Raw genomic sequence first — 15,175 nt, forward strand, 5'->3', positions numbered from 1 at the left:
GACCTGCCCGCCGGGCGAAAGGCCTTCTCATGAATGTCATCACGGGATCCAGCGACTTCCGCCTGCCGGCCTCGGTCGTTTCGATCGGCATGTTCGACGGCGTCCACCGCGGACACACGAAGGTGCTGCGCCAGTTGCGCTCGCGGGGTTCGCAGCTGGGCTTGCCCACCGCGGTGGTCACCTTCGACCCGCATCCGCGGGCCGTGGTCCGACCCGATGCGCGCCCGATGCTGCTGTCCAGCCTCGACGACAGGATGCAGCTGCTCGCAGCCACCGGCGCCGTCGACCATTGCCTGGTGCTGCGCTTCGACCAGGCCAGGAGGCGGCAGCCCGCCGACCAATTCGTGTTCACTACGCTGGTCGAACAGCTGGGCATGCGGGAGCTGATCGTGGGCGAGAACTTCGCTTGCGGACGCGCACGGCAAGGCACGGTGAGCTACCTGGCGACGCTGGGTCTGCAACTCGGCTTCGCCGTCGCGCCGGTGCGTCTCGATGCGATACCGGGGTCGCGGGATCCGGTGCACAGCTCATCGACGGAGGCGCGCCGCCTGATCCAGCTCGGGGACCTCGCGGGTGCGGCGGCCATGCTCCAGCGCCCGCACGAGATGACCGGGACCGTCACCCGCGCGGTGATCGCATCGCGCCGCGTCGTGGAGGCGGAGCTGCCGATGGCCATGTGCGCACCGGCTCCCGCGGACTACGTCGGCGCGGTCAGGCGCGGCGGCACGGGGTCGTCGTGGATTCCTGCGCTGTTGCAGGTCCGCGGCGGCCCTCTCTCCGGCCGGCGCACGGTGCACCTGGTCGCCGACGATGAAGTCGAGGCGGATCCGGGCGATCTGCTGCGCATGAGGTTCGTCGACCGCGCACGACATCACCGGGCGGGTTCGCTGCACGAGATCGGCACGGCATGAAGACCTTTACTCATACCAGCCACGCCCAGCGCATCCTGTTCGGCGACGGCATACTGGCCCGCCTCGGCGCCGAAGTCGATGCTCTGGGCGCCGCGCGTGCCATGGTCCTCAGCACACCGGGTCAACGCGCCGAGGCCGAACGCATCGCATCGATTCTGGGCGCCTGCTGTGCCGGGGTCTTCGACAAGGCCGCCATGCACGTTCCTCTCGACCTCGTCCACCAGGGCCGCAAGGCTGCGCGTGACCTGGGCGCCGACTGCCTGGTGGCCCTGGGCGGCGGGTCCACGATCGGCCTCGCGAAGGCCATGACGCTCGAAGCGGGACTGCCCGTGCTGGCCATTCCCACCACCTATGCCGGTTCCGAGATGACCGGCATCTACGGCATCACGGTGGACGGCCTGAAGAAGACCGGGACCAGCGCGCGGGTGAGGCCGCGCACGGTGATTTACGACGTCGCTCTCACGCGTTCGCTGCCCGTGGCCGTCAGCGTCGCCAGTGGAATCAACGCCATCGCGCATGCGGCGGAGAGCTTCTATGCACGCGACACCAATCCGATCATGGACCTGATGGCGCAGGAGGGCATCGCCGCGCTGGGCCGCGCCCTGCCCCTTCTCGCGACCGGCGGCACCGCGCAGGCATCGGCCGGCCGAAGCGAGGCCCTGTATGGCGCATGGCTGTGCGGCGCGGTGCTGGGTAGCGTGAGCATGGCCCTGCATCACAAGCTCTGCCACACGCTCGGCGGCAGCTTCAACCTGCCGCATGCGGAAACGCACACCATCGTCCTGCCCCATGCGCTTGCCTACAACGCCAAGGCGGCGCCGCAAGCCATGGAGCGGATCGCGAGAGCCCTCGGCGGAACGAGCGCGGCGCAGAGCGTCTTCGATCTGGCCTCCGGCGCCGGCGCCACCATGGCCCTGAAGGACATCGACATGCGCGGCGCCGATCTCGATCGCGCCTGCCGGATTGCGATGACCAACCCCTACTGGAATCCGCGGCCGCTGGAGGCCGGTGCGATCCGACAGCTTCTTCAGGATGCGTTCGACGGCATTCGGCCTTCGCACTGAGCGCCATCCATCCACCCAGCCGATCCCAACCAAGGAGACGACCCCATGCGCAACCTGAACCAGCACACCATCACCGGCGCCGTGATCGAACGCCTGGCCGACACGCCCGATCCCCGGCTGAAGGAAATCCTCACCAGCCTCGTGCATCACCTGCATGACTTCGCCCGCGAGGTGAAGCTCACCGAGGCCGAGTGGATGCAGGGCATCCAGTTCCTCACGGCCACCGGGCAGAAGTGCACCGAGAAGCGTCAGGAGTTCATCCTCCTGAGCGACACGCTCGGCCTCTCGATGCTCACCGTCGCGATGAACCACGACAAGCCTGCCGGGTGCACCGAGGCGACGGTGTTCGGGCCTTTCCACGTCGAAGGCGCGCCGCACTACCAAAACGGCGATGACGTCGGCAACGGCGCGATCGGCGAGCCCTGCGAGGTGCGCGGCACGGTGCGCGGACTGGACGGCAAGCCGATCGCGGGTGCCGAGCTGGAGGTCTGGCAGGCCGATGCGCAGGGCCGCTACGACGTGCAGTACGACGGCCTGGACAGGCACCAGGCGCGCGGTGTGCTGGCATCGGATGCCGAAGGCCGCTTCAGCTTCAGGACGGTGGTCGCCCAGGCGTATCCGATCCCGGTCGACGGCACGGTGGGCGACATGCTGCGCGCCACCCGGCGGCACCCCTGGCGACCGGCGCACCTGCACTTCATGGTTCGCGCGCCCGGCTTCGAGACGCTGGTCACGCACGTGTTTCGCAGGGGCGACAAGTACCTCGATTCCGACGCCGTGTTCGGCGTGCGCGAGTCGCTGCTGGGCGACTGGGTTCAGGCGCCCGACGGCCGCTATTCGCTGGACTTCGACCTGGTGCTCAACCCGCAACCATGAAAGAGGCGTGGCTGATTGCTGCTGTATCAAGGCTGTCGGCAGACTCGGAGCCTCTCGATAACACCGACCCTCGTCAATCCGGCCGCCCCTTCGCCGCGTATGCCGAGGCCCTGGTCCCACATCTTGCCCACCCCCGTCGGTCGCTCTACCGGCTCAATCGGCGGTTCTCTCTCCATGCAATCGGACAATCAACGAACGCAGCCAGGAAATGGCCGGATCCTTCTGGTAACGCCCATGCCAAAACAAGCTGATCGCGATCTCAGGCAGTTTGGCGGGGTGGCGAACATAGGACAACCCGAAGGGTTCCAACAGCGCTTGCGCTAGCCGCTCCGGCACTGTGGCCACCAGATCGGAGTCGTGCAGGATGTGCCCCACTGCCACGTAATGAGGAACAGTCAAGACGACCTTGCGAACCACCTTCCTGCGAACCAGGAGCTCGTCCGCCCTGCCATGCCCCGTCCCCTCGGAGACCACGACCACATGCTCGGCCGCCGAGAAGGCATCGAGCGAGATCGTCCGCTTGTCGAGCGGGTGGCCGCGCCGGAACATGCACACGTAGTGCTGCTTGAACAATTGGCGCTGGAAGTAGCCGGCTTTGAGCTGCGGCAGCAGCCCGATCGCAAGGCTGACATGGCCTGACTCCATTTCATCCTGAAGATTGACTGCGGTGTTGCGGACAGTGCTCAGCGACACGTTGGGCGCGCTACGGGCCAGTTCCTTCATGAGCTTGGGCAGGAAGTAGATCTCTCCAATGTCGGACATTCCGACGGTGAATGCCCGCTTCGAGGCAGCCGGGTCAAACGTGGCGCGTTGGTTGATCGCCGAATGGATGATTTGCAGGGCACTCGCCGTCGGCTCGGCGAGCTGTTGCGCGAACGGGGTTGGCTCCATTCCCTTAGGCGTCCGAAGAAAGAGGGGGTCGTCGGTGAGCTTGCGCAACCGTGCCAGCGCGTTGCTCACGCCCGGCTGGGACAGCCCGAGGTTCTCGGCAACCTTCGAAACCCGCCGATCGACCAGCAATTGCTGGAAGACGACCAAGAGATTGAGATCGATGTCCTTGAGTTCCACGGCATCCCTACATTCTCAAAATCAATTTTGACTATTGACCATATTCTATTGAACGATGAGCTCGACAGATCGATCATTGCCCTACCGCGATGCGCAGGTCGACCCACACGACCTGACAGGAGACAAACATGGATGACACATCAGCAGTGTTCCCTCAGAAGATTCACTGGGAAGACAAAGGCACGAGCCGCATCCCCTTCATGGCATACACCGAAGCCGATCAGCATCGGCGCGAGCTGGAGCGGCTCTTCTACAAGGGGCACTGGTGTTATGCAGGCCTTGAGGCGGAGATCCCGGAGATCGGCGATTTCAAGCGCACTGTGGTGGGCGAACGCTCAGTCATCATGGTGCGGGACTCCGAGAACTCCATCAGCGTCGTCGAGAACGTGTGTGCTCATCGGGGCATGCAGTTCTGCCGGGAGCGCCATGGCAATCGAAAGGCAGGGGGACTCACCTGTCCCTACCATCAGTGGAACTATTCGCTGACCGGCGACCTGCAGGGGGTGCCCTTTCGACGCGGCGTCAAACAGGATGGCAAGATCAATGGCGGAATGCCGCCCGACTTCAAGCCCGCCGACCATGGCCTCAACAAGCTGAAGGTTGCGACGCGCGGCGGCGTGGTCTTTGCTTCGTTCGACCCTGATGTCGAATCACTTGAAGACTTCATGGGGCCGGAGATCCTGCGGTATTTCGATCGCTTGTTCGACGGCCGGAAACTGACGATCCTCGGCTACAACCGCCAGCGCATCCCAGGCAACTGGAAACTGATGCAGGAGAACATCAAGGATCCGTACCACCCCGGCCTGCTCCACACCTGGTTCGTGACTTTTGGGCTCTGGCGCGCAGACAACAAGTCCGAGCTCCGAATGGACCGGCATCATCGCCATGCCGCGATGATCTCGACCCGCGGCGCGAGCGGCAAGGCGGACCAGGTCACCCAGGTCTCCAGTTTCAAGGAGAGCATGCAGCTCAACGATGATCGCTTCCTCGACATCGTGCCGGAGCCCTGGTGGGGCGGCCCGACTGCGGTCATGATGACGCTGTTCCCCAGCGTGATCTTCCAGCAGCAGGTCAACAGCGTCTCGACGAGACATATCCAGCCGAGTGGCCCGGGCGCCTTCGATTTTGTCTGGACGCACTTCGGCTTCGAGAACGACGATGCCGCGATGACGCGGCGCCGGCTGCGCCAGGCCAACCTCTTCGGGCCAGCCGGCTTCGTGTCGGCCGATGACGGAGAAGTCATCGAGCTTTCTCAGAAGGGCTTCGAACAGAAGCCTTTCCATCGCGCGCTCGCGGAGCTCGGGGGTCGCGAAGTCGGCGACACCGATCACATGGTCACGGAGACCCTGATCCGTGGAATGTACGAATACTGGCGCAAGGTCATGGAGGCTTGAGATGAACCATCAAGACTACTTCGAACTGAATCAGCTTTACGCCAGCTACGCCAATGCAGTCAGCTCCGGGCAATGGGAGTTGTGGCCCGAATTCTTCACGGACGAGTGCAGCTACCGCCTGCAGCCGCGAGAGAACCACGAGCGCGGCTTTCCGCTCGCCACGCTGTCCTTCGAGAGCAAGGGCATGCTGAAGGATCGCGTCTACGGCATTCGCGAGACGCTGTTCCACGACCCCTATTACCAGCGCCATGTCGTCGGAACGCCGCTCGTCCTGAAAGCCGAAGCAGGTCGCTTCGAATGCGAGGCCAACTACGCGGTGTTCCGCACCAAGCTCTCCGAGCTTTCTTCCGTCTTCAGCGTTGGCCGCTACATCGACACCGTGGTTCGCACCGAGCAGGGCCTGAAGTTCGCTTCGCGGCAAGTCATCTACGACAGCGAAATGATCCCGAATTCCATCATTTATCCGATTTGAGGCCAGTCATGAGCGAGTTGCAATGGACCGACGCCGCACCTTTGGACCAGGTGCCCGCAGACGACGTGGTAGGCGTGGTGGTCGATGGCCGCGACATCGCGCTGTACAGCGTGGAGGGCACGATCTACGCCACCGACAACATCTGCACCCACGGGCACGCCCGCCTGTGCGAGGGCTTCCTCGAAGGGCATGAGATCGAATGCCCCTTGCATCAGGGCAGGTTCGACGTCCGCAACGGGGCGCCCACTTGCGCCCCCGTCACCGAGGCCATTCGATCGTACCCAGTGAAGATCGAAGCCAATCGGGTCTTTCTTTCGCTGGGCCGATCCTCCTGAACCCCTCGGTGCACCTCGCGCGGCGGCACCACCGGCCCACGGCCACGGGTTGAAGATCCCGCTGCGCGCTACATCCACAGGACTGGAAGCTTCAATGCGCCAAACCAATCTCCGTGCGATTGCGCACAAGACAGGGGCACGCTGCCCCATCGACTGCCCGTGCTCATGAGCGCCAGCGCCCAGACAATCGTCATTGTCGGCAGCGGCCAGGCAGGCGGCTGGGCAGCTCAGACCTTGCGCAGCGAGGGTTTCGCGGGTCGGATCGTCCTGATCGGCGACGAAGCACATCGGCCCTACGAACGCCCGCCGCTGTCCAAGGCGGTTCTTTCCGGCAACGCAAGCGCGGACACAACCTACCTGCAGAAGCCGGAAGCCTTCGATGCTCTCCACGTGGACTGGCGCCCCAACGTCAGTGCGACGGCCATCGACACGAGGTCCAGGCAGGTTCGGCTCACGCAGGGAGAGTCCGTCAACTATGACAAGTTGATTCTTTGCACGGGAGGTCGGGCCCGTCGCCTGAGCATCCCCGGAGCGGATCTTGCCGGAGTCTTCACCCTACGCAGCATCAAGGATTCGCAGGCTTTGGGTGACGCGCTGGTCGCCGGCAAGCGACTTCTGGTCATCGGAGGCGGCTGGATCGGCCTCGAGGTTGCCGCGACGGCCAAGAAGAAGAGACTGGAAGTGACCGTCGTGGAAACGATGAATCGGCTGTGCGAGCGTACGGTTCCGGTGGAGATTTCCGCCTATCTGCGGCGTCTGCACACATCCCACGGGGCTCGGATCGAACTGGGTGCGAACGTCGCTCGTCTGGGCCGGACAGCCGGGGGAAGCCTGAGCGCCGCATTGGGCGACGGGCGAGAGATCGAATGCGATATCGTCCTCGTCGGCGTGGGCTTGATCGCCAACGATGAGCTCGCATGCGAGGCGGGCCTTGATTGCGATGGAGGCGTCTGCGTTGACGCGCAGTGCCGCTCGTCGGATCCCGACATCTTCGCCGCTGGTGACGTGGCCGTCTGGCATTGCGAGTGGGCCGGACGCCGCATGCGCCTTGAATCCTGGCAAAACGCGCAGGAGCAAGGGATCGCCGCCGCGCGCGCTGCGCTTGGAACCACAGTGAACCACCAGCCGCTGCCCTGGTTCTGGTCGGATCAGTACGACGTCAATCTCCAGATCTATGGAATCCCGACGCCAGCGCACCAAGTCGTGGTTCGGGGAGACCCGGACTCCAACACCTTCGTGATGTTCTTCCTGGATGGAGACAAGGTCGTGGCAGCAATGGGGCCGAACGCTGCTCGCGACTTGCGCTTCGCGCGCCGCCTTATCGAACGCCGCACCAGCGTCGATCCACAGCAGCTCGCCGATCTCCAGGTGCCGCTCGCCAAGCTCTGACGCCAACGAACCGGCAACAGACCCCATTCACACTCCAGGAAGCATCATGACCACTACCTATCCTTGGACAGTCCCGCCGACCGGGCCCGCAGGCCCTGCGGCGGATCAGGCTGTGCACTGAAGTCTGCCGATGCCGACTCTCACGGCACTTCGTCCCGACATTCGTGCCGGCAAGGAATCCGCCGTCAAGGCTTGGCGGCGAACACGTCGCGAGCGACGCCGATGGCCGTGACGGCGCTCGGCCAGCCGGCGTAGAACGCAAGGTGCGTCACGGTCTCGATCAGCTCCGCGTCGCTCAGGCCGTTCTGCCGCGCACGCGCCATGTGAGCCCGCAACTGGTCCGGGCGGTTCATCGCGATCAGCGCACTTACCGTGATCAGGCTGCGATCGCGCTGGGAGAGTCCGGGCCGGGCCCAGACGTCGCCGAACAGCACTTCGTCCGTCAGTTGCGCGAACTTCGGCGCGACATCGCCGAACAGTTGCCGCCCCCGCGGGGCAGAGGCAGCAGCGGCAGCCACCTTCAGCGGTGTCACCCGATACTGCTCGTCCGGAACCTTCTCGAGCCAGTCGGCCGGCGCGGTATTGACCGCCCGCGTGCCGGCGCGCGTGATGTGCAGCTCGGGGTCGGCGGCGGCAGCCGGTTCGAGCATCGTGAGGGCCATGGTGGCGGCGGCGATCAGTGACTTCATGCGGGCTCCTTTGCTTGGGCGATGGGACAGGAAGGAAGTGACGGGCGATCCGGCCCGTCAGGCGGCGAGCCGCTGCAGGTCTTCGCGCACCCGCGCGGGCTCGTCGGACAAAGGCATGTTCGCGGCGTCGCGGACCGCATCGAGTGCGCCGGCGGCATCCGCGTCCAGGCGGGCGAACAAGGCGTCGAGGTCCGCCGTCGCAGGGCCGCGCTCGGCCACCAGTTCGAAGGTCTTTGGGTTGCGGCATCCGAGCTCAGGCTGCGCACCAGCACCTCGGCGATCTGCCGCTCGGCTGGCCGTCATGGCGGTCGACGCTGTTGTAGGTGTCGACGCGGCCGTTCTCGCAATACTGCTCCCAGCCCCTTGCCGCACGCGGCGCAATGTCGGCAGGAATCCACCAGGCAGCCCACACCGACCCTTGGCATAGCCCCATACCCATCATCCGTCGCGGCAGGCCTCGGGAATACCCTCACAGAATTTCCCAGGATCTTGCCTACATTGCTTGTATGCAAGTTCAATGACTCCTTGCATGCAACCATTCACGGAGATCCGCCATGCCCCGTTTTGCCAAATCGCTCTTCGGTCAGGTGGTCATCGCGCTGCTTCTCGGCGTGGTGGCGGGCCTGTTCTTTCCCGCCTTCGCCGTCAAGCTCCAGCCGCTGGGCGACGGCTTCATCAAGCTGATCAAGATGATCATTCCGGTGCTGGTGTTCTGCGTGGTGGTGCACGGCATCGCCGGCGCGGGTGACCTCAAGCGCGTGGGTCGCGTCGGCGTCAAGGCGCTGATCTACTTCGAGGTGCTGACCACCATCGCGCTGGGTCTCGGCCTGGTGCTCGCCTTCGTGTTCAAGCCGGGCGTCGGCATGAACGTGGACCCGGGCAAGCTCGATGCCTCGGCCCTGGGCGCCTACACCACCACCGCCGAGAGGCTCACCAGCGGCGGCACGGTCGAATTCCTGATGAAGCTGATCCCGACCACCGTGGTCAATGCCTTCGCCACCGGCGACGTGCTGCAGGTGCTGCTGTTCGCGGTGCTCTTCGGCAGCGCGCTCTCGCTGCTCGGCGAGCGCGGCAAGCCGGTCGCCGTGGTGGTCGATGCCCTGTCGCTGGTGCTCTTCAAGATCATGGGCATCCTCATCAAGCTCGCGCCGCTGGGCGTGCTGGGCGCCATCGCCTTCACGGTCGGCAAGTACGGCATCGGTTCGCTCAAGCAGTTGGGCATGCTGGTCGCGCTCTTCTATGGCGCGGTGCTGATCTTCGTCTTCGTCGTGCTCGGCTTCGTGATGCGCCTGTCGGGCTTCAGCCTCGTCAAACTGCTGCGCTACCTGCGGGAGGAGCTCACCATCGTGTTCGCCACGACCTCCTCCGACAGCGTGCTGCCTCAGATCATGGCCAAGCTGCGCCACATGGGCATCCGCGACTCGACCGTCGGCCTCGTGATCCCGACGGGCTACTCCTTCAACCTCGATGCCTTCTCGATCTACATCACGCTGGCCGCGGTCTTCATCGCGCAGGCCACCAACACGCCGATCTCGATGGCCGACCTGCTGACGATCCTCGCCATCGCGCTGGTCACGTCCAAGGGCGCGCACGGCGTGCCGGGCTCCGCGATCGTCGTGCTGGCCGCGACCCTGCATGCGATCCCCGCCATTCCCGCCATCGGGCTGGTGCTGGTGCTGTCGGTCGACTGGTTCATGGGCATCGCCCGCGCGCTCGGCAACCTGATCGGCAACTGCGTCGCGACGGTCGCGATCGCGGCCTGGGAGGGCGACATCGACCGCGAGCGCGCCCACGCGGTGCTCAACGGCACGCACTCGCCGGAAGACGAACCCCTGGCCGAGCACGGCGCGCCGGTGGCGATCCAGCCCGCGCACTGAAGGACGTCGCCGAAGGCCGACGAGAATGGCGCCATGACCGACGTCACCCCCACCACCATCGCCGCGCGCGTGGTCGAAGCCATCCTGGCGCAGAAGCTCGCGCCCGGCGAGCGGCTCGGGGAGCAGGCGCTGGCGGAGAACTTCGGCGTCAGCCGCACGATGGTCCGCGAGGCGCTGATGCAGCTGCAGGCACGCGGCTTCGTGGAGGTGCAGTCGCGCCGCGGCTGGTATGTGGTGCAGCCCTCGGCCGAGGAGGCGCGCGACGCCTTCGCGGCGCGCCGCATCGTCGAGTCCGGCATCTTGGCCGAGGCCGGCCGGCCGCTGTCGAAGGTGATCCGCAAGTTGCGCGAGCACATCGCCGACGAGAAACGCGCCATCGCGGGCGCCGACGCCGCCACGCGCGCCTTCCTGCTGGCCGACTTCCATGTCTGCCTGGCCGAACAGATGGGGCACCGCCTGCTGTGCGACGTGCTGCGCGACCTGACCGCGCGCACCACCCTGGCGGCCACCCTCTTCCAGTCGAAGCACGAGGCCGCGCAATCGTGCGCCGAGCACGCGGCGATCGTGGCCGCGCTGGACGCGGGCGACACGGCGCAGGCGCGGCAGTTGATGCTCGAGCACATCGGCAACGTCGAGGAGGCGCTGCAGGTCGAGGTGGTCGCCGGCCCGGGCGCCGACGAGCGCCTGCGGGCCACGCTGGCGCCGGTCGCGCTGCCGCGCGGCGGGCGCTGAAGCGAACCGGGCGGCGCCAAGGTCGGCTAAAGTCGACCCGCCTATGAATTCTCCCGAACTCCAGCGCGCGGTCTTCCTGTTCCTGCTGGCCGTGGTCACGGCCGCCTTCTGCTGGATCCTGATGCCCTTCTTCGGCGCGGTGCTGTGGGGCGTGGCGCTGGCGATCCTGTTCACGCCCCTGTACCGGGCCCTGCTCAAGCGGATGCCCGGAAGACGCAACATGGCCGCGCTGGCCACGCTGGCGGTGGCCCTGGTGATCGTCATCATCCCGCTGAGCATGATCACCGTCTCGCTGGTGGAGGAGGTGTCGCTGGTGGCGCAGCGCATCCGCTCGGGCGAGATCAACTTCGCCAACTACTTCCAGCAGATCGTGGCCGCCATCCCGCACTGGGCGCTCAATCTTCTGGACCGCTTCGGCCTGGGCAATCTCGAAGGCCTCATCGCCCGCATTTCCGCCAATGCGGCGCAGGGCAGCCAGGCCATCGCCACCCACGCGCTCAGCATCGGCCAGAACACCTTCGACTTCCTGGTGAGCTTCGGCGTCATGATGTACCTGCTGTACTTCCTGCTGCGCGACGGCGGCGACCTGTCGAAGACCATCCGCCAGGCGCTGCCGCTGGCCCGGCCGCACACCCATTACCTGCTCAACAAGTTCACCACCGTGATCCGCGCGACGGTCAAGGGCAACGTGGCGGTCGCCATCGCCCAGGGCGCGCTGGGCGGGCTCGCGTTCTGGGTGCTGGGCGTGCAGGGCGCGCTGCTGTGGGCGGTGATCATGGCCTTCCTCTCGCTGCTGCCCGCGGTCGGCGCCGCGCTGATCTGGCTGCCGGTGGCCATCTACTTCCTCGCGACCGGCCACATCTGGCAGGGCGTGTCGCTGATCACCTTCGGCGTGCTGGTGGTCGGCGTGGTAGACAACGTCATGCGCCCGCTGCTGGTCGGCAAGGACACGCAGATGCCCGACTACATCGTGCTGATCTCGACCCTCGGCGGCATGGCGCTCTTCGGCATCAACGGCTTCGTGATCGGGCCGGTGATCGCGGCGCTGTTCATGGCCGCATGGAGCCTGTTCGCGGCCTCCAACGACGAAGACGGCAACGCGCCGCCCTCGCCCTGAACGCTTCAATCCTCGAACAGGTTGCGCTGGATCTGGTCCAGGTGCGCGATCAGCAGGCGGGCGGCGGCGGCCGCATCCCGGTCGCGCAGGGCGTCGACCAGCGCGCGGTGCTGCTGCTCGTACTGCGCGCGGCGCTGCGCGGTCAATGACTTCGCCTTGAGCCGGCCCCACTCGCCCTGGTCGCGCACGCGCTGGGTCAGGTCGAGGATGCGCACGAAGAAGGCGTTGTGGGTGGCCACGGCCAGTGCCTTGTGCAACTCGCCGTCCCAATGCTCGAAGTCCTCGATGCTCTGCGCGGCCTCGGACTGCCTGAGGCATTCCTGCATCGCGGCGAAATCCGCCGCCGTGCCGTTGCGGGCGATCAAAGCCGGCATCAAGGGCTCGATCAGTCGGCGCGCTTCCATCAACTCTGCCGGGCTGACGTTGCCGTCCATCGGCGAACCCGCGTCGGCGACGCCGTGCATCAATTCCTCGGCCGCGCCGGCGACGAAGGTGCCACTGCCCACGGCCTGCGTGATCAGGCCGCGCTCGCGAAAGCCCGACAGCACGCGCCGCACGGCGCCGCGCGAAGCGCCGAAACGCTCGCTCAGCTCGCGCTCGGCCGGCAGCTTGACGCCGGCGCGCAGCTTGCCGCTGGCCATGCCCTCCTGCAGGTAGCGCGAGAGCGCCTTGGCGCCCGCGGCCTTGGGCACCGCGCCCGCCGCCTGGGCTTCCCGCTCGCTCATTCGAAACTCCCGTGAGTCTTCATCTGAATTGGACCAATTGGTTTAATAATTTTGAGCATTGGTATTGAGTCAAGGCCATTTTGGTTCTACATTGCGCTTCCCGCAACCCATTTCGCCATTCTGCCGCCGTCCGGCGGTCACGCTGACATGAAACTCGCATCGCTTTCCCTGGCCGGCAACCGCACACCTGCCCTGGTCGATACCCGCGCTGAGCGCTTCTGGCCGATCGCCGAGCTGGTTCCGGGCTTCGCCGGCGACCTCGTCGATCTCATCGCGAACTACGACCAGGTCAAGAGCCAATTGGTACCCAAGGGAGAGGGCCGGCCCTTGAGCGGCGCCAGGCTGCTGGCGCCCATCGACAAGCCGCGGCGCAACATCCTGTGCGTGGGCAAGAACTACGCGGAGCACGCGGTGGAGTTCAGCAAGTCGGGCTTCGACAGCAGCGCCAAGGAAGGCGAGCATGCGCCTGAAGCGCCGGTGGTCTTCACCAAGGCCTTCACCTCGATCATCGGCCCCGGCGATGCGATCCCCCCGCACACGGGCGTCGTCAAGCAGCTCGACTACGAAGCCGAGCTGACCGTCGTCATCGGCAGGGCCGGACGCGGGATCAAGAAGGCCGATGCGCTCAAGCACGTGTTCGGCTACACGATCGTGAACGATGTCACCGCGCGCGACCTGCAGAAGCTGCACCGCCAGTGGTTCCTGGGCAAGTCGCTCGACGGCTTCTGCCCGATGGGCCCCTACCTCGTGACGGCCGACGAGCTGGACGCGGCCAAGCTCGACGTCAAGTGCTGGATCAACGGCGAGCTGCGCCAGAACGCCAACACCTCGCAGCTGATCTTCGACATCCCGACTCTGATCGAAACCATTTCCGCCGGCATCGAGCTGCTGCCCGGCGACCTGATCGCGACCGGTACGCCCGCCGGCGTGGGCATCGGCTTCAACCCGCCGAAGTTCCTGCAGTCGGGGGACGCGATCCGCATCGAGATCCAGGACATCGGCGTGCTCGAGAACACCGTCGGCTGACACCTCGGCCGGAACGCACGACACAAGGAGACAAGACTTTGAAGACGAATCCTCGCCGCGGCCTGGCCGCATGGGCGCTCGCCGCCCTCACCTCACTGGCGCTGACGCAGCCGGCCCAGGCCCAGGCGCCGGAGGGCTATCCCTCGCGGCCGGTCACCATCGTGGTGCCCTTCGGCCCGGGTGGGTCGGCCGACATCTACGCGCGGATCCTGGCGCTGCAGCTGGGCAAGGAAAGCGGCAAGTCCTTCATTGTGGAGAACCGGCCCGGCGCCGGCGCGGTCATCGGCACGCAGTACGTGGCCAAGTCGCCGCCGGACGGCTACACCCTGCTCATGATGTCGAACACGCAGACGGTGAACGAATCGCTGCTGCGCCAGAAGCCCTACGAGCTGATGCGCGACTTCGTCGCCGTGGCGCCGGTGAACGATTCGCCCCTGGTGCTGGTGGTGCGCGCCGGCCTGCCGGCGAAGACGCTGCCCGAGCTGATCGCGCAGGCCAAGGCCGCCCCGGGCAAGCTGAACTACGCGTCTTCCGGCACCGGAACGCCCTATCACATGGCCGGCGAACTCTTCAAGAGCATGGCGGGCATCAACGTCGTCCACATCCCCTACAAGAGCAGCGGCGCCGCCCGCACCGACGTGCTCGGCGGGCAGGTGGACATGATGTTCGACGCCGTCAGCACCATGGGCGACCTGATCGCGACCGGCAAGGTGCGCGCGCTGGCAACCACCGGCAAGACGCGCTCGACCGTGCTGCCCGATGTGCCGACCATGGCCGAGCTCGGCCTGCCCGACTACACGGCGACGCTCTGGCTTGGCATCCTGGCGCCCAAGGGCACGCCCCAGCCGATCGTCGACCTGCTCAACCAGAAGATCGGCAAGATCGTGCAGGACCCCGAGATCCGCGCGACCTGGGCCAAGACCGGCGTGGTGGGGATGGCGATGCCGCCCGCCGCCTTCACGCAGTACCTCAACCAGGACATCGCCAAGTGGCGCAAGATCGTCGAGTCGGCGCACATCACGGTGGACTGAACGCCAGGCCGGTGCCGCTGACGGTCAATGGCCGGCCGCAGACGCTGACGGTCGACCCGGAGCGCTCGCTGCTGGACGTGCTTCGCAACGAGCTGGGCCTGAAGGCCAGCCACTTCGGCTGCGGCGAGGGTGAGTGCGGCGCCTGCATGGTGCTGATCGACGACCAGGCCGTGCCGAGCTGCGACACGCCCATGTGGTCGGTGGAAAACAAGCGCGTGCGGACCGCCGAAGGGCTGGGCACGCGCGCGGCTCCGCATGCGGTGCAGAGCGCCTTCATCGCCGAACAGGCGGCGCAGTGCGGCTATTGCACCTCGGGCATGCTGGTTTCAGCCGTGGCCCTGCTGCGGCGCAACCCGCGCCCCAGCGATGCGGAAATGCGCGAGGCGATGGCGCGCAACCTGTGCCGCTGCGGCACGCATCCGCGCGTGCTGCGGGCGATCGGCCGCGCCGCCGGCAGCCAGGCCTGAGG

17 protein-coding genes and 1 pseudogene are annotated in these 15,175 nt (G+C 66.3%); 13 read left to right on the top strand and 5 right to left on the bottom strand.

What is annotated here, in order from left to right:
- The first annotated feature begins 29 nt into the window (after positions 1-29).
- From AC1DNF_RS02000 to AC1DNF_RS02010, 3 genes are read left to right on the top strand one after another with little or no spacing between them, the layout of a single operon-like run.
- Positions 30-911, top strand: coding sequence for an FAD synthetase family protein (locus tag AC1DNF_RS02000; RefSeq protein WP_478146862.1), 882 nt, complete (start codon positions 30-32; stop codon positions 909-911).
- Entirely contained in the window at positions 908-1,975 is a 1,068-nt protein-coding gene (locus AC1DNF_RS02005) for a maleylacetate reductase (protein ID WP_478146863.1), read from the top strand. The genes AC1DNF_RS02000 and AC1DNF_RS02005 overlap by 4 nt, the downstream gene beginning before the upstream one ends.
- 45 nt (positions 1,976-2,020) lie before the next feature.
- On the top strand, positions 2,021-2,851 hold the full coding sequence (locus AC1DNF_RS02010; RefSeq protein WP_478146864.1) for an intradiol ring-cleavage dioxygenase: 831 nt from the start codon (positions 2,021-2,023) through the stop codon (positions 2,849-2,851).
- 153 nt (positions 2,852-3,004) lie between these two features.
- Here AC1DNF_RS02010 and AC1DNF_RS02015 read toward each other — a convergent pair whose 3' ends face one another.
- Complete coding sequence (locus tag AC1DNF_RS02015; RefSeq protein WP_478146865.1) at positions 3,005-3,919, bottom strand: LysR family transcriptional regulator; 915 nt, start codon at positions 3,917-3,919, stop codon at positions 3,005-3,007.
- Positions 3,920-4,047: 128 nt separating this feature from the next.
- Between AC1DNF_RS02015 and AC1DNF_RS02020 the strand changes: the two genes are divergently transcribed.
- The 4 genes from AC1DNF_RS02020 (at position 4,048) to AC1DNF_RS02035 (ending at position 7,509) form a co-directional block, all read left to right on the top strand.
- Positions 4,048-5,313 (top strand): aromatic ring-hydroxylating dioxygenase subunit alpha, encoded by a 1,266-nt coding sequence (locus AC1DNF_RS02020; protein ID WP_478146866.1) that lies wholly within the window; start codon positions 4,048-4,050, stop codon positions 5,311-5,313.
- A gap of 1 nt (position 5,314) precedes the next feature.
- Positions 5,315-5,785, top strand: coding sequence for an aromatic-ring-hydroxylating dioxygenase subunit beta (locus tag AC1DNF_RS02025; protein ID WP_478146867.1), 471 nt, complete (start codon positions 5,315-5,317; stop codon positions 5,783-5,785).
- A gap of 8 nt (positions 5,786-5,793) precedes the next feature.
- A complete protein-coding gene (locus tag AC1DNF_RS02030) occupies positions 5,794-6,120 on the top strand; it encodes a non-heme iron oxygenase ferredoxin subunit (protein ID WP_478146868.1) in 327 nt (108 codons plus the stop codon).
- Positions 6,121-6,285: 165 nt separating this feature from the next.
- Entirely contained in the window at positions 6,286-7,509 is a 1,224-nt protein-coding gene (locus tag AC1DNF_RS02035) for an NAD(P)/FAD-dependent oxidoreductase (RefSeq protein ID WP_478146869.1), read from the top strand.
- A 185-nt stretch (positions 7,510-7,694) separates the two neighbouring features.
- Here the strand turns inward: AC1DNF_RS02035 and AC1DNF_RS02040 are convergent, their stop codons facing one another.
- The 3 genes and pseudogenes from AC1DNF_RS02040 to AC1DNF_RS02050 form a co-directional block, all read right to left on the bottom strand.
- Positions 7,695-8,198: a carboxymuconolactone decarboxylase family protein gene (locus AC1DNF_RS02040; RefSeq protein WP_478146870.1), complete on the bottom strand. Its 504-nt coding sequence runs from the start codon at positions 8,196-8,198 to the stop codon at positions 7,695-7,697.
- Positions 8,199-8,255: 57 nt separating this feature from the next.
- Complete coding sequence (locus AC1DNF_RS02045) at positions 8,256-8,501, bottom strand: hypothetical protein (RefSeq protein WP_478146871.1); 246 nt, start codon at positions 8,499-8,501, stop codon at positions 8,256-8,258.
- Positions 8,491-8,614: pseudogene (locus AC1DNF_RS02050) on the bottom strand (NAD(P)-dependent alcohol dehydrogenase); the annotation flags it as partial. The pseudogene AC1DNF_RS02050 and the gene AC1DNF_RS02045, both read right to left, overlap by 11 nt.
- 138 nt (positions 8,615-8,752) lie before the next feature.
- Here AC1DNF_RS02050 and AC1DNF_RS02055 point away from each other — a divergent pair.
- From AC1DNF_RS02055 to AC1DNF_RS02065, 3 genes are read left to right on the top strand one after another with little or no spacing between them, the layout of a single operon-like run.
- Positions 8,753-10,075 carry a C4-dicarboxylate transporter DctA gene (locus AC1DNF_RS02055; RefSeq protein ID WP_478146872.1) on the top strand — a complete coding sequence of 441 codons (1,323 nt, stop codon included), beginning with the start codon at positions 8,753-8,755 and terminating at the stop codon, positions 10,073-10,075.
- 33 nt (positions 10,076-10,108) lie between these two features.
- On the top strand, positions 10,109-10,807 hold the full coding sequence (locus AC1DNF_RS02060; RefSeq protein ID WP_478146873.1) for a GntR family transcriptional regulator: 699 nt from the start codon (positions 10,109-10,111) through the stop codon (positions 10,805-10,807).
- 43 nt (positions 10,808-10,850) lie between these two features.
- Positions 10,851-11,924 (top strand): AI-2E family transporter, encoded by a 1,074-nt coding sequence (locus tag AC1DNF_RS02065; RefSeq protein ID WP_478146874.1) that lies wholly within the window; start codon positions 10,851-10,853, stop codon positions 11,922-11,924.
- A 5-nt stretch (positions 11,925-11,929) separates the two neighbouring features.
- Here AC1DNF_RS02065 and AC1DNF_RS02070 read toward each other — a convergent pair whose 3' ends face one another.
- Positions 11,930-12,649, bottom strand: coding sequence for a FadR/GntR family transcriptional regulator (locus tag AC1DNF_RS02070; protein ID WP_478146875.1), 720 nt, complete (start codon positions 12,647-12,649; stop codon positions 11,930-11,932).
- Between the two features lie 147 nt (positions 12,650-12,796).
- Between AC1DNF_RS02070 and AC1DNF_RS02075 the strand changes: the two genes are divergently transcribed.
- From AC1DNF_RS02075 to AC1DNF_RS02085, 3 genes are read left to right on the top strand one after another with little or no spacing between them, the layout of a single operon-like run.
- On the top strand, positions 12,797-13,675 hold the full coding sequence (locus AC1DNF_RS02075; protein ID WP_478146876.1) for a fumarylacetoacetate hydrolase family protein: 879 nt from the start codon (positions 12,797-12,799) through the stop codon (positions 13,673-13,675).
- A 38-nt stretch (positions 13,676-13,713) separates the two neighbouring features.
- On the top strand, positions 13,714-14,706 hold the full coding sequence (locus AC1DNF_RS02080) for a tripartite tricarboxylate transporter substrate binding protein (RefSeq protein ID WP_478146877.1): 993 nt from the start codon (positions 13,714-13,716) through the stop codon (positions 14,704-14,706).
- Positions 14,664-15,173 carry a (2Fe-2S)-binding protein gene (locus AC1DNF_RS02085; RefSeq protein ID WP_478146878.1) on the top strand — a complete coding sequence of 170 codons (510 nt, stop codon included), beginning with the start codon at positions 14,664-14,666 and terminating at the stop codon, positions 15,171-15,173. Before AC1DNF_RS02080 ends, AC1DNF_RS02085 begins: the two co-directional genes overlap by 43 nt.
- Positions 15,174-15,175 lie beyond the last annotated feature (2 nt).

This window comes from Variovorax sp. 01T432, from assembly GCF_056398605.1.

Bases quoted from the DNA above. Each gene is read 5' to 3' on its own strand.
- AC1DNF_RS02000 (WP_478146862.1), top strand. From the start codon at position 30: ATGAATGTCATCACGGGATCCAGCGACTTCCGCCTGCCGGCCTCGGTC.
- AC1DNF_RS02005 (WP_478146863.1), top strand. From the start codon at position 908: ATGAAGACCTTTACTCATACCAGCCACGCCCAGCGCATCCTGTTCGGC.
- AC1DNF_RS02010 (WP_478146864.1), top strand. From the start codon at position 2,021: ATGCGCAACCTGAACCAGCACACCATCACCGGCGCCGTGATCGAACGC.
- AC1DNF_RS02020 (WP_478146866.1), top strand. From the start codon at position 4,048: ATGGATGACACATCAGCAGTGTTCCCTCAGAAGATTCACTGGGAAGAC.
- AC1DNF_RS02025 (WP_478146867.1), top strand. From the start codon at position 5,315: ATGAACCATCAAGACTACTTCGAACTGAATCAGCTTTACGCCAGCTAC.
- AC1DNF_RS02030 (WP_478146868.1), top strand. From the start codon at position 5,794: ATGAGCGAGTTGCAATGGACCGACGCCGCACCTTTGGACCAGGTGCCC.
- AC1DNF_RS02035 (WP_478146869.1), top strand. From the start codon at position 6,286: ATGAGCGCCAGCGCCCAGACAATCGTCATTGTCGGCAGCGGCCAGGCA.
- AC1DNF_RS02040 (WP_478146870.1), bottom strand. From the start codon at position 8,198: ATGAAGTCACTGATCGCCGCCGCCACCATGGCCCTCACGATGCTCGAA.
- AC1DNF_RS02045 (WP_478146871.1), bottom strand. From the start codon at position 8,501: ATGACGGCCAGCCGAGCGGCAGATCGCCGAGGTGCTGGTGCGCAGCCT.
- AC1DNF_RS02055 (WP_478146872.1), top strand. From the start codon at position 8,753: ATGCCCCGTTTTGCCAAATCGCTCTTCGGTCAGGTGGTCATCGCGCTG.
- AC1DNF_RS02060 (WP_478146873.1), top strand. From the start codon at position 10,109: ATGACCGACGTCACCCCCACCACCATCGCCGCGCGCGTGGTCGAAGCC.
- AC1DNF_RS02065 (WP_478146874.1), top strand. From the start codon at position 10,851: ATGAATTCTCCCGAACTCCAGCGCGCGGTCTTCCTGTTCCTGCTGGCC.
- AC1DNF_RS02070 (WP_478146875.1), bottom strand. From the start codon at position 12,649: ATGAGCGAGCGGGAAGCCCAGGCGGCGGGCGCGGTGCCCAAGGCCGCG.
- AC1DNF_RS02075 (WP_478146876.1), top strand. From the start codon at position 12,797: ATGAAACTCGCATCGCTTTCCCTGGCCGGCAACCGCACACCTGCCCTG.